Origin of the sequence: Advenella incenata, assembly GCF_004217095.1 — a bacterium.
GTDB classification, from domain to species: Bacteria; Pseudomonadota; Gammaproteobacteria; order Burkholderiales; family Burkholderiaceae_B; genus Advenella; species Advenella incenata.
The window spans coordinates 216,487-229,706 of the sequence record NZ_SHKO01000003.1 but is presented as its reverse complement, the minus strand read 5'-3'; the positions used below and the strand labels follow the sequence as shown (position 1 = coordinate 229,706).

The window sequence follows — 13,220 nt, the reverse complement described above, 5'->3', positions numbered from 1 at the left end:
CCTGCCTGCCCAAGCACTTTCTACTTTACTTCAGTGCTTCACCACTTTGTGCATGCTTTTCCAGCAAGGCAGCCGGTTGCCACGCCTTGGGCCGAGCCGAACCGGCGCCAAATTGACCCAGCGCCCGCACCACATTGAACAGGCCAGCCTGTTGCGCGTAGTGCATCGGTCCGCCGCGATGCAACGGGAAGCCGTAACCATTCAGGTAAACAATGTCGATATCCGACGCGCGCAGGGCAATGCCCTCTTCAAGAATCTTCGCCCCTTCATTGGCCAGCGCGTAAACGCAACGCTCGACAATTTCCTGGTCGCTGATCTTGCGCGGTGTAACGCCCTTTTCCTTGCGGAAGGTGTCGATCATTTTTTCGACCTCTGGGTCAACCTGTGGCTTGCGATCGCCTGCAACATAACGATACCAGCCCGCTCCTGTTTTCTGGCCAAAACGCCCGGCCTCACACAGACGATCGGCCACAACCTCTTCATACGCTTGCGGATCGGCTTCCTTCTTGCGCTTGCGGATCGCCCAGCCAATGTCCAGCCCGGCCAGATCGCCCACGCGATACGGACCCATTGCAAAACCGAAATTTTCCAGCGCGCGGTCAATCTGCGACGGCGCGGCGCCCTGCAACATTACCTCGTCAGCCGCATCGCGATAGGCATACAGCATACGGTTGCCGATAAACCCGTCACACACACCCGACACTACCGGTTTTTTGCCGATTTTCTTGCCCATGTCGATGCACGTGGCCAGCACATCTTTGGCCGTTTTTTCACCGCGCACGATTTCCAGCAGCTTCATGACATTGGCCGGACTGAAAAAATGCAGTCCGATCACGTCTTGCGGGCGTTTGGTAAAAGAAGCGATCTGGTCAACATCCAGGGTTGAGGTATTGGAGGCCAGAATTGCACCGGGTTTGATGACGCGATCAAGCTCACGGAACACAATTTCCTTAACACCCATGTCTTCAAAGACAGCCTCGATGACCAGGTCAACGTCGCTCAATGCGTCATAGGACAGGGTCGTGCTGAGCAGCTTCATGCGTTCTTCTACCTGCTCGGCTGTAATCCGCCCTTTTTTCATGGTGTTTTCGTAGTTCTTGCGAATGGTCGCAACGCCACGCTCCAGCGCTTCTTCCTTCTGCTCAAGCAGGATCACCGGAATGCCGGCGTTCAGATAATTCATGCTGATGCCGCCACCCATGGTGCCGGCGCCGATCACGCCAACCAGGCCAATCGGACGCAACGGGGTATCGGCCGGCACATCAGGAATTTTTGTCGCGGCACGTTCAGCCGCAAACACATGACGAAGCGCCAGTGATTCGGGCGAGGCCAGCAATTGGGTAAAGTGCTGGCGTTCAAATGCCAGCCCATCATCAAAGCCCATGTTCGTGCTGGCCGCCACTGCCTCGACGCAGGCGGCAGGCGCAGGAAAGCGCGCAGAGCCTGCCTTGGCCGCATTGCGGGCGTTGAGTAACAAGGCGTCAGCGTCGGCCTCGACAACTGCCAGATCGCGAATCCGCTTGAGCGGCGCATCGCTGGCCAGGCCTTTGGCAAACTCAATGGCCGCCGCTTGCGGCTCACCGTCAACGACTTTATCGAACAGCGCAGTATCGGCAAGCGTAGCGGCTTTGACGATCTGACCGGACACAATCATGTTCAGCGCTTTTTCCAGTCCCACTACCCGCGGCAGGCGCTGGGTGCCGCCCGCTCCGGGCAGAATGCCAAGCTTGACTTCAGGCAAACCGACTCTGGCCGCAGCAGCAGCAACGCGATAGTGCGCACCCAGCGCAAGTTCCAGACCACCGCCAAGACATACGCCATTGATGGCAGCCACGACCGGCTTGGCCGATTGCTCCAGCACTTCTATGACCGTGCGCAAGGTGGGCGCCTGCGACGCCTTGGGCGTGCCAAATTCGGTCACATCCGCACCGCCGGAAAACGCCCGCTCGGATCCACCCAATACGATCGCCCGAACTGCCGTATTGTTATTGGCGCGATCGACGCCTTCGACAATGGCTTTGCGCAGGCCGTGACTTAAGCCGTTGACCGGCGGGTTATTGAATGTAATGACGGCAATCCCGTCCTTTTCTTCGTAAAAAGCGTGATCCATGGCGATGTCTCCTTGTCTGGCGCGATTAAATACATGGCACGTCGTTACTACACCTTTTTGTTTCGCATAGCAGAACTTACGCACCCCGAGAATTCTTCGATAATACTCTGCAGCAGCATCGGGTGTAAAGCGAATTGTCGGCTGTAAGCATTTCTGCTTTTTCTATCGGCCTGTCTTTTCATTTACCGCATTGCTCGCTATAATCAATTCCATAAATCATTTATTAGTTCCACTATGCAGAACAAAAAGAAACCACCTGCACAGCCGCTTGTGCTGCGACAATGATGGTTTCGCTTCTGCCGCTCAACAACCTGAAAAGGAATTGCGTCCATGGATATCCGCTACACCCCTGAACAACTGGCCTTTCGCGATTCGGTTCGCGCTTTCCTGAAAGAGGCGGTGCCGGCCACTGTCCGCGACAAGACACAACAATGCCTGCCGCTATCAAAAGCCGAACGCGAGCAATGGCAGCGCAGCCTGTTTGAACAAGGCTGGGGAGCGCCGTCCTGGGCAGTGGAATTTGGCGGCACCGGCTGGGATGCCGTGCAGCGCCATATCTTCGAAGAAGAATGCGCTGCTTTCGGCGCACCCGAACAATTGCCTTTCGGCCTGAAAATGGTCGCGCCGGTCATTCAGAAGTACGGCAACAAAGAACAGCAGGCGCGCTTCCTGCCACGCATTCTGTCTGGCCAGGATTGGTGGTGTCAGGGATATTCGGAACCCGGTGCCGGCTCCGACCTGGCGTCGCTAAAAACGACGGCAGTGCGCGATGGCGACGACTATATCGTCAACGGCCAGAAAACATGGACCACGCTGGCCCAACACGCAGACTGGATTTTTTGCCTGGTGCGCACCAATCCTGAGGTGCGCAAGCAGGAAGGCATTTCATTCCTGCTTATCGATATGAAAACGCCGGGCATTACCGTGCGGCCCATTATCATGCTGGACGATGGCCATGAGGTTAATGAAGTCTGGCTGGAGAATGTTCGCGTTCCCGCCGCCAACCTGATCGGCGAAGAAAACAAAGGCTGGACCTACGCGAAATTTCTGCTTGGCCACGAAAGAACCAACATTGCCCGCGTGGGCCGTTCCAAGGCAGCACTGCAACTGGTCAAGCAGGCAGCCGCCCGGCAAACCGGCAATGACGGACTGCCGCTATTGCAGGATGCACGATTCCGCGATCGCCTGGCACAGGTCGAGCTGGATCTGATGGCGCTTGAAATTACCAATCTGAAGCTGATTTCCCAGGAAGGCAGCAGCCATGCCCCAGGGCCGGAAGCCTCCATCCTTAAAGTGAAAGGCTCGGAGATACAGCAGGCGATTACTGCACTGGCCTCACAGGTCGCAGGCCCGTATGCCGCGGCCCATATTCTGCCGGACGATCAGGTACACGAATTGTCCAGCGCCTTCCCGCAGGCCCAGGAACATATGACGGCGCAATACTTCAATTATCGCAAAACCACCATTTACGGCGGATCCAATGAAGTGCAGAAAAGCATTATCTGCAGGATGATTCTGGGGCTGTAAACGGCCCGGCATCCCTTCCCGATACAGAACAAAATACGCTACGGAGTCATCCACATGGACTTTACCTTTACCGAAGAACAGCTTGCCCTGCAAGATACGCTTACCCGCTTTATCGACAAAGACTATACCTTTGAACAGCGCCGGAAAAATCTTGCCGCCAATCGGCACATGAGCCAGGACACCTGGGCAGCCTTTGCAGAACTGGGCATTCTTGCCCTGCCCTTTGCCGAAGAAGACGGCGGCCTGCAGGGCACACCGCTAGATACCTATCTGGTCATGCGCTCACTGGCCAAAGGACTGGTTCTTGAGCCTTACATCAGCACGGTAGTACTGTCAGGTACATTTTTGCAGCAGCACGCCACAGCGCAGCAGCGCAGCGTGCTGATTGCCGCGATCGCAGACGGCTCGGCCCGTTTTGCCTTTGCCCACTACGATGTCCAATCGCGCTATCAGGAATCGCGTATCCATACCCAGGCCGTCAACAAAGCGGGCAACTGGGTACTGAACGGCCACAAGGCCATCGTCATTGATGCGCCGGTGTGCGACCACTGGCTGATCACAGCCAGGACTGCCGGACAGGAAAATGACAGCCATGGTCTGTCAGTCTTCCTGGTCAAGGCGGACCATCCTGGCATTACGGCCAAGTCGTACCGGCTGCATGACGGTCATCTGGCGGCCGATCTGGTGATCGAAAACGCCGAGCTGCCCCCAGAGGCGCTGATTGGCGACGCAGACACGGCCTACCCTGCCATCATGCAAGCGCTGGCAGCCACCAATGCCGCGCTGGCCGCCGAGGCCGCCGGCCTGATCCAGGCGTTGAATGACGCAACCCTGGAGTATTTGAAAACCAGAAAGCAGTTTGGCGTGGCCATTGGCACGTTTCAAGCATTGCAGCACCGCATGGCCGATATGGCCATCGCGGCAGAACAGGCCACTTCCATGGCGCTGCTGGCAGCCATCAGCCAGGCTGGCGATGACCCGCAGGATCGCATCATCAAAGGCGCAGCGGCAAGGGTGCTGCTGGCAAAACTGTCGCGCCATGTCGGCGAAGAGGCCGTGCAGCTGCACGGCGGTATGGGCGTCACCGACGAGCTGGTCGTACCCCATTACTTCAAACGGGTCACTGTGCTAAATAGTCAGTATGGCGATGCAGACTTTCATTTGCAGCGATATAGTGATAGTTTGCTAACGCTACAGAAAACCCAGGACCCCGCTTGAGGAAACACCCGTATCATGATTGACCAGACTATTCCAGAACACTACCGCCTGCTAAACCGCTACAGTTCCTTTTCGGATCTGACCGGACCTTTTTATGAAAAAATAGTAGACGAGCGCCATGCAGGCATTGGCCTGCGGGTACAGGCAACGCATCTGAACAAGGTGGGGGTCGCCCACGGCGGGCTGATCATGACCGTCGCTGACAATGCCTTTGGCGATGCCATACTTAACGCTCATGATGAACCGGTGGCTTTCGTGACGATGTCACTGACCTGTGAATTCATGTCGCCGGTGCGCGAAGGCGACTGGCTGGAAGCAACGGTGGATATTCAGCGCAAGGGAAAGCGGGTGGTTTTCGCCAACTGCGACATGCGTGTGGGTGACAAAAAAGTGGCCTTTGCCACTGCCCTGTTTTCCATGATCGACAAGAAATAGCCAGCACGAACGGTCGGCCGGCGAGCCTGCCGACCGTTGCACCGCAGGCTTACCAATAAGCCTTGCAATGGGCGGGTCAGGCTGGCTGGCCCACCGTCTCCTTGAGTTTGCTGACCACTTCCAGCAATCGGGGGCGCGCCTCTTCAAGCAGATATTGCTCGGATAAATTAAAGGACGGCCCGCCGCAACTGATCGACATAATCGGAAACTGCCGCCCCAGATTCAAGCCGACCGCAATGGCGTTCACATCCTTTTGCCAATCGCCAAACGAGCAGGTGCATCCCAGCCGTTCGTAATCGGCCAGCGACGTGGCGATCCCGCTCATTAACGCATCACTGGCCAGCTCATCAAGTTCGCGTACGCGGCCGAATATCTCTTCGCGCTCCTGCAGCGGGATTTCCGCCAGATACGCCCTGCCCATGGCCGTGGATACGATCGGAATACGGGCGCCCACGTCCATGCTGAGCGTCAGCGCCGACCGGCTGCGGCAGTTTTCCAGATACAACATTGACAGTCGATCGCGTGTTCCCAGCGTGACCATACCCTGAGTTTCGTCAGCCAGCGCCTGCATGAGGGGCCGGGCAACCTGACGGATATCGAGCTTGGCCAGCAAACCCACGCCCAGCGAGAGTGTCGCCATACCCAATTGGTATTTACTGCTTTCTTCGTCGTGCGTCAGGTAACCCAGCCGGGTCAGCGTATAGGTAATGCGCGACACCGTTGACTTGGGCAGCTTGCAGCGCTGCGCAATTTCCTGATTCCCCAGCACTTTGTTGCCGGAGCGAAAGCAAGCCAGCACATCAAGGCCGCGGGCGATCGCCGTGATGAAATGGCGGTCGTCCTCATACTCGCTGGCCAAAGGGGGTTTGTTAAGGGTTTTCCGAATGTCAGATGTCATAAATAAATTCGCCGGAATAATTCCAATGTGCAGAATATAGTACAGAATCGCATTGCGTGGCGCTTCATGCCTTCCGCATTTGCTCAATAGTATAATAATACCCGTTTTATACTCTGTTTAAAAAGAAAATTCCATTGCCCACGCGTTCAGAGTAGTCTATGATAAAGCGCTGACGGCAAGCACTCAAAAGTAGAATATGTACCGCATTGCAGAATTTTGTTTCGATTTAATGCAAGCGGCCCCCTGATACCGCGGCGTGCTACCCGGTGGCGGCATCGATCTGCCCCGTCGGCATCTTTCGCCTGCGGCCTGCATCATGCATCCGTTCGCTGCCAATATTGCATATGATATTTTTTCTGACTGAGGTTGTTTATGGCTCATCCTGTCGTACAAAAATTGCGCGCTCAAATGTCGCTTCCTGTGATCTGCTCACCCATGTTTATCGTGTCCAATCCGGATATGGTCATCGAGCAATGCAAAAGCGGCCTGATCGGATCGTTCCCGGCCCTCAACGCCCGTCCGGCATCGCTGCTGGATGACTGGCTGGCCCGGATCACCAGCACGCTGGATGAAGAACGCAGCCGGCATCCGGAGCAAAAAATCGCCCCCTTCGCCGTCAACCAGATCATCCACACGTCGAACGACAGGCTTGATCATGACATGCAGGCCTGCGAGAAATACAAGGTTCCCGTTATCATCACCAGCCTGCGTGCCCCGTCGGACGTCGCCTCTGCGGTCCATCGCTGGGGCGGCCTGGTCTTTCATGATGTCACGACCATCCGCCATGCCGAGAAGGCGCTGGAAGCCGGCGTGGACGGATTGATTCTTGTGGCTGCCGGCGCAGGCGGCCACGCAGGCACGCTAAGTCCGTTCGCACTGGTGTCGGAAGTGCGTAAATTCTACGACGGCCCGATTATTCTTTCCGGCTCGATAACCAACGGCGATGCCATTCTTGCCGCCCAGGCGATGGGAGCCGATTTCGCCTACATCGGCACGCGCTTTATTGCCAGCCAGGAAGCGAACGCCGACCCTCGCTACAAACAGATGATCGTCGACGCCGCCGCCAAGGACATTCTGTACACGCCGTTTTTCACGGGCATCCCCGGTAATTACCTGGCGCCGAGCATTACGGCATCTGGCCTGGATCCTGACAACCTGCAAGAGCAGGAAAAATCATCGACCAACTTTGGTTCAACCCGCGTCAAGGCGTGGAAAGATGTCTGGGGGGCCGGTCAGGGCGTCGGCACCATCGACTCAGTAGATCCGGTAGCCACGATTGCCCAGCGCATGCAGCAGGAATATCAGACCGCGCGCCAGCGCCTTGCCAGCGAGAACCCCTGATGAACGATACAACAACCACGCCCACGCTCCTGTCCAATGTTAGCGAGCGGGTTCTGACGCTCACCATCAACAGACCAGCACAGAAAAACGCACTGGACAGCACCACCTATGCTGCACTCACAGCGGCACTGGCGCAGGCCACCGCAAGGGAAGACCTGCATGCCATTGTACTGACCGGTGCGGGCGGCTATTTCACGGCGGGCAACGATCTGCGCGATTTTGTCAACGCGCCCGAAGGCGCCAGCCCGGGCCTGACATTTCTCAAAACCATCAGCAAGGTTAATATTCCCATCATCGCCGCCGTCGAAGGCGGCGCCGTTGGCATCGGCGTCACAATGCTGCTGCATTGTGACTTTGTGGTTGCCGGCACCGGCACCCAGTTTCGCATTCCCTTTGTCCCGCTGGGCCTGTGCCCTGAAGGCGCATCCAGCCTGTTGCTTGCCCGTTATGTCGGGATTCGCAAGGCCAACGAATGGCTTTACCGCGGCACCCCCTTTACGGCTGAAGAAGCCCAGCAGGCAGGCCTGATCAATCGCGTGGTCGTTGCCGGCCAGGCCGAAAGCACCGCCCAGGAACTGGCCCGCGAAATGGCCAATCAATCCAGGCTTGCCCTGACCAACACCAAAGCGCTGATGCAGCGCGCTGCGGCCCAGGATGTCGCTGAGACGCTGGACGCCGAAAGAGAACGGTTTGCGCAATGCCTGGCATCGCCCGAAGCAAAGACGGCGTTCAGCCGGTTTCTGGCAAAATAACGCACTCATTTTTTATAAGGATTAATCACAGTCATGATACGTGATCAGGAAACCCAGACCCTTCTTGAAGAAGGCGTTCGCCGCTTCGTTAGCGAAGTTCTCGTCCCCGCCGAAAACGAAGTTGCCGAGACCGACGAGATTCCCCAGCAGATCCGGGACCAGATGAAAGAGTTGGGTCTGTTTGGCCTGGCCTTGCCTGAGGAATATGGCGGCCTGGGCCTGACCATGGAAGAGGAAGCGCGCATTGCGATGGAACTGGGTCGCACCTCCCCCGCATTTCGTTCGTACATCGGCACCAACAACGGCATCGGCTCGTCAGGCATCGTAATCGACGGCACCCCGGAACAGAAAGAAAAATATCTGCCTCGCCTGGCCAGCGGCGATCTGATCGGCTCGTTTGCCCTGACAGAACCGGAAGCAGGATCCGACGCTGGATCCCTGCGCACAACGGCAGTACGCGATGGCGACCATTACATCATCAATGGCACCAAGCGCTTTATTACCAACGCGCCGCATGCCGGCATTTTTACCGTCATGGCACGCAGCAATCCCGACATCAAAGGTGCTTCGGGGATTTCAGCGTTCATTGTCGAGGCTGGCACGCCCGGACTCACATTGGGCAAACGTGATAAAAAAATGGGCCAGAAAGGCGCGCACACAAGCGATGTCATTTTTGATAACTGCCGCATACCAGCAAGCCAGTTGATCGGCGGCAAGGAAGGCGTGGGCTTTAAGACTGCCATGAAAGTATTGGACAAAGGCCGCCTGCATATTTCCAGTGTCGCTATCGGTGCGGCCAAACGCATGCTGGCCGATGCGCTGGCGTTTGCCAAGGACCGCAAGCAATTCGGGCATCCTCTAGTTGATTTTCAATTGATTCAGGGTATGCTTGCAGATAGCAAAACGGATATTTACGCAGCCGAATGCATGCTGCTCGATGCTGCACGTCGACGCGACAACGGTGAAAGCGTGTCTGCGCTGGCCTCCTGCGTAAAATACTTTGCTACCGAAATGTGCTGCCGCGTTGCCGACAGGGCGGTGCAGATTCATGGCGGATCCGGTTATATTTCCGAATACGCGATCGAACGCTTCTATCGTGATGTACGCCTGTTCCGTCTGTACGAAGGCACATCACAAATTCAGCAAATCATTATTGCGAAGGATCTGATTAAAGAAGGTAATATCTGACTTGTAAGATCCTGCAGTAACCAGATCAGACATCCAGACGAGCCATCTGCAATTATCCGCATTACTAAAAAACAGGAGACAAGTGTGATAAAACCAGGCAAGTCCATCTATACTGCCGCCTTTGCCATGCTCATGGCAGGCGGTATGCAGTCAGCTCAGGCAATGTCCGAGGCAGCCAAGAACTTTCCCAACAAGCCAATCACAATCGTGATTGGCTATACGGCCGGCGGCTCAACCGACATTCCATTCCGTGTGCTGGCAGAAAACCTGACAGGTATTCTCAAGCAGCCGGTGATTGTCGAAAACAAACCGGGTGCCGGCGGCGTTTTGCCAGCCATGCAGCTGCATAACAAAAAGCCGGACGGCTACACCCTTGCCCAAACGCCAACACCGGTGTTCCGCCTGCCCTACATCAGCAAGATTGACTGGAACCCGGCCACCGACCTGACCTATGTCATCGGCCTGGCAGGCTATTCTTTCGGACTGGTCGTGCCAGCCGATTCGCCAATCAAATCGATGAAAGAATATATCGAGTACGCCAGAACAAATCCGGAAAAACTCACCTATGGTTCGCCGGGCATTATGACCACCCTGCATATCACCATGGAGGCCATTGCCCAGGACGCCGACATCAAACTGGTGCATGTTCCCTACAAAGGCAATGCGGAATCACTCAAAGCCATTATTGGCGGGTTTGTCATGTCGGTGGCCGATACACCCGCATGGGCGCCTTATGTAGAAAACGGCAAGCTGCGCCTATTGTCTACCTGGGGCGAAAAACGCAGCAAAAAATTTCCTGATGCGCCCACCCTCAAAGAGTCAGGCATTAACCGAGTCCAGCTTTCTCCTTTCGGACTGGCCGTTCCTAAAGACACCGATCCGGACATCGTTAAAAAGCTTCATGACGCACTCAAGCTGGCCATGGAAAAACCCAATTTTCGCGAAGCGCTGGAAAAATATGATATGGAGCCGCTCTACATGAGCACCCAGCAATACACCGAGTTTGCGAAAAAAACCACGGCAGACGAAGGCAAGGTGCTTGAGTCCCTGGGGTTCAAGAAAAAGTAAAACGCCACAAAACAGAGGCAAGCGCTGTCCGGTTCACGCCTGCATCAGTACTGACAGTGCCTCGCCCTATTATTCGCATTGAACTCCCCCAACGATCACAATCCGGGGGAAAAGCACTATTGCCGCACTGGAATCGGCAAAAAGCATAGTGCCTTGACCGCGCCGCGAGACGATTGACCGAGTCACCCTGAACTGATACCGCCCGCAACGGGTGGCATCTGGCGCCTCGCACCACGTTGCTGCCCATCGCGCGGGGCTCTGCCTGCCATCGCACGCTTTCCAATACCTCCTTCCACATTACCTGCCGACATCTCTCGGCGGCTCACTGCGTGTTTCTTGCCGCCGCTACCATTCAAATATTTTGAATATAACCTACAAACCAGATGAAACAAACTCACCCCGCATTGCAGCATAATGTTGACTATGCAAGAGCCGTAAGCAATTGCGGTATCTGAAAACAAACAACGACTACTGAACTTATTTTTTAAGGGTTTTACTATCATGTCCGCAAATGTTCTGCAGCACCTGAAAAACCGCCGTACCATCTACGCGCTGGATCGCGATATCAAACTGGGCAACGACGAACTGGTCAGCCTGATTCAAAACACGATCAAGCAGGCGCCCTCTTCCTTCAACTCCCAGTCTTCACGCGCTGTCATTCTGTTGGGTAAAAACCAGGACCGCGTTTGGGAAATTGCCAAGGAAACGCTCAAAGCGATCGTCCCGGCTGACGCTTACCCGGCCACCGATGCAAAACTCAGCGGCTTTCAGGCTGCCTACGGCACCGTGCTGTTCTACGAAGATCAGGGCGTCGTAGCCGATCTGCAGGAAAAATTCGCGCCCTACGCCGAGAACTTCCCCATCTGGTCCGAACACTCAACCGGCATGGCGCAACTGGCCGTCTGGACTGCGCTGGCTGAACACGGCATCGGCGCTTCGTTGCAGCACTACAATCCGCTCATCGACGATAAAGTGCAGGCAGAATGGAATATCCCGTCCAGCTGGAAGTTGCGTGCCCAGATGCCTTTTGGCAGCATCGTGAATCCGGCCGGTGAAAAAGAATATATGGACGACAAGGACCGCTTCCGCGTCTTTGCGTAAACCCGCGTTTTCCAGCACTGCAGCGCCGCCTGCATCAGGCCAGACATTCCATTGACCGGAACACCAGAATCGGGCAAATTGCCCTTTACATCCGGATCCTGTTCCGCTGTGCAAAAGCCCGTCCAGTCTAGTGCTGCGGGCTTTTGTCATTTTTGCTGGAGCGATCAGTTTTCCTTTTTTATTTCACTAAGAGAATGCTAATTCTTGATCAATGTTTGTTATCCTTTACTGGTTATCCAAATCTCATAAGGATTTATTCAAATGAAAATAAAAGGGACATCTCTTCTCGCGTACACCGCTCTTGCTGCCCTTGCCCTGCCCATGGCAGCGTATGCGGCGTGGCCCGACAAACCCATCAAGGTTATCGTTCCCTACACGCCGGGCGGCGCAACCGACACCGTAACGCGCGTCGTGATGCAAAAGCTGTCGGAAAAACTCAAGCAACCGATCGTTATTGAAAACAAACCGGGCGCCAACAGTACGATCGGAACCAGCCAGGCCGCCCGTTCCAAGCCGGACGGGTACACGTTTGTCACTGTGCTGGCCGCTTATTCAGCCAACCCGCATTTATACAAGCTGAACTATAGCAACGAGGATTTCGTTCCGGTATCGCATATTGCCGACCTGCCCCTGTTCCTGTTTGTCAGCAAACAGGTGCCAGCCAAGAATGTGAAAGAACTGGTGGAATACGGTAAGAAAAACCACCTGACCTATGCCTCCAGCGGCACAGGCTCAAGCGCCCACCTGACCGGCGCCCACTTTGCCGATGAAGCCGGGCTTGAAATGACCCACGTTCCCTATAAGGGCAGCGCCCCCATTCTTGCAGATTTGCTCAGTGGTCAGGTTTCCATGGTCTTCGATCCGATCCTGGTGCCCATGGGTTACGTCAAGGAAGGCAAGCTCAATGCGCTGGCAATTACTTCGGCCAAACGCTGGGAAGGTGAAGATGACATCCCCACCATGGAAGAAGCAGGATTCAAGGGCTTTGTGATGAATTCATGGACCTCGCTGCTGGCTCCTAAAGGAACGCCGCAGGAAATCGTGGATCGCGTCTCCTCGGAGCTTGCCGAAATCGTCAAGGACCCGGATGTGAAAAACAAGTTCAGGACTGCCGGCTTTGTGCCCGTCGGGGGTTCTGCCGCAGAACTGAGCGAACTCATCAAACGGGATTCTGCGCTGTACGAAAAAATCGTAAAGGAAAATAAAATTACGGTGCAATAACATCGCGATCAAACCGCCATCGCGACAGTAACCCGGTTCGCCCCTCAGCGGGGTAACCGGGTTTTTGCTTTAAAAGGCCATGGATATACCGGCAGCATGGCGCATCGCGTTAAAGACTGAGCGGATTTTCACCCTTCTTCTTATTTGCTTAGGGTAAACACCTACTTGCTGTCTTGCGGCAGGCGACTATCATATGCGTTGTCGACATACGTATTTGCAGGAGAGCTCAGCCCTGCTGACGCCGACGGAGCAACCACCCCGGAAACTCTCAGGCAAAAGGACTGTAAATAACGCGACACTCTGGAGAGAGGCGCATGCGCCCACCGAAGGGGAACCGGCTTCATGCATGCCGGTGAAACTC

The 13,220-nt window shown here is 55.5% G+C and carries 11 protein-coding genes and 1 riboswitch; of the genes, 9 read left to right on the top strand and 2 right to left on the bottom strand.

All coding sequences use genetic code 11. The features are described from left to right. Positions 1-25: 25 nt before the first annotated feature. Positions 26-2,110 carry a 3-hydroxyacyl-CoA dehydrogenase NAD-binding domain-containing protein gene (locus EV681_RS17250; RefSeq protein WP_130304724.1) on the bottom strand — a complete coding sequence of 695 codons (2,085 nt, stop codon included), beginning with the start codon at positions 2,108-2,110 and terminating at the stop codon, positions 26-28. A 330-nt stretch (positions 2,111-2,440) separates the two neighbouring features. Here EV681_RS17250 and EV681_RS17245 point away from each other — a divergent pair, with 330 nt between their 5' ends. From EV681_RS17245 to EV681_RS17235, 3 genes are read left to right on the top strand one after another with little or no spacing between them, the layout of a single operon-like run. Further along, the gene (locus EV681_RS17245) at positions 2,441-3,637 is read left to right on the top strand and encodes an acyl-CoA dehydrogenase family protein (protein WP_128394896.1); all 1,197 of its coding nucleotides are present in this window, start codon (positions 2,441-2,443) and stop codon (positions 3,635-3,637) included. Positions 3,638-3,691: 54 nt separating this feature from the next. Continuing rightward, a complete protein-coding gene (locus EV681_RS17240) occupies positions 3,692-4,855 on the top strand; it encodes an acyl-CoA dehydrogenase family protein (RefSeq protein ID WP_128394897.1) in 1,164 nt (387 codons plus the stop codon). Positions 4,856-4,870: 15 nt separating this feature from the next. Further along, positions 4,871-5,290: a PaaI family thioesterase gene (locus EV681_RS17235; protein WP_128394898.1), complete on the top strand. Its 420-nt coding sequence runs from the start codon at positions 4,871-4,873 to the stop codon at positions 5,288-5,290. A gap of 76 nt (positions 5,291-5,366) precedes the next feature. On the opposite strand, the gene EV681_RS17230 is transcribed toward EV681_RS17235, so the two are convergent. Beyond that, positions 5,367-6,188 (bottom strand): IclR family transcriptional regulator, encoded by an 822-nt coding sequence (locus tag EV681_RS17230; RefSeq protein WP_128394899.1) that lies wholly within the window; start codon positions 6,186-6,188, stop codon positions 5,367-5,369. A gap of 372 nt (positions 6,189-6,560) precedes the next feature. Between EV681_RS17230 and EV681_RS17225 the strand changes: the two genes are divergently transcribed. The 6 genes from EV681_RS17225 to EV681_RS17200 all read left to right on the top strand — a co-directional run bounded on the left by EV681_RS17225 (position 6,561) and on the right by EV681_RS17200 (position 12,859). After that, entirely contained in the window at positions 6,561-7,529 is a 969-nt protein-coding gene (locus EV681_RS17225; RefSeq protein ID WP_128394900.1) for an NAD(P)H-dependent flavin oxidoreductase, read from the top strand. Next, positions 7,529-8,281 (top strand): enoyl-CoA hydratase-related protein, encoded by a 753-nt coding sequence (locus EV681_RS17220; RefSeq protein ID WP_128394901.1) that lies wholly within the window; start codon positions 7,529-7,531, stop codon positions 8,279-8,281. The genes EV681_RS17225 and EV681_RS17220 overlap by 1 nt, the downstream gene beginning before the upstream one ends. A 33-nt stretch (positions 8,282-8,314) precedes the next feature. Next, positions 8,315-9,469, top strand: coding sequence for an acyl-CoA dehydrogenase family protein (locus tag EV681_RS17215; RefSeq protein ID WP_128394902.1), 1,155 nt, complete (start codon positions 8,315-8,317; stop codon positions 9,467-9,469). 126 nt (positions 9,470-9,595) lie between these two features. Beyond that, on the top strand, positions 9,596-10,537 hold the full coding sequence (locus EV681_RS17210) for a tripartite tricarboxylate transporter substrate binding protein (RefSeq protein ID WP_128395117.1): 942 nt from the start codon (positions 9,596-9,598) through the stop codon (positions 10,535-10,537). A gap of 501 nt (positions 10,538-11,038) precedes the next feature. Next, complete coding sequence (locus tag EV681_RS17205) at positions 11,039-11,638, top strand: nitroreductase family protein (RefSeq protein ID WP_128394903.1); 600 nt, start codon at positions 11,039-11,041, stop codon at positions 11,636-11,638. Between the two features lie 261 nt (positions 11,639-11,899). After that, the gene (locus tag EV681_RS17200; protein ID WP_128394904.1) at positions 11,900-12,859 is read left to right on the top strand and encodes a Bug family tripartite tricarboxylate transporter substrate binding protein; all 960 of its coding nucleotides are present in this window, start codon (positions 11,900-11,902) and stop codon (positions 12,857-12,859) included. 207 nt (positions 12,860-13,066) lie between these two features. Next, positions 13,067-13,153: riboswitch (glycine riboswitch) on the top strand. Positions 13,154-13,220 lie beyond the last annotated feature (67 nt).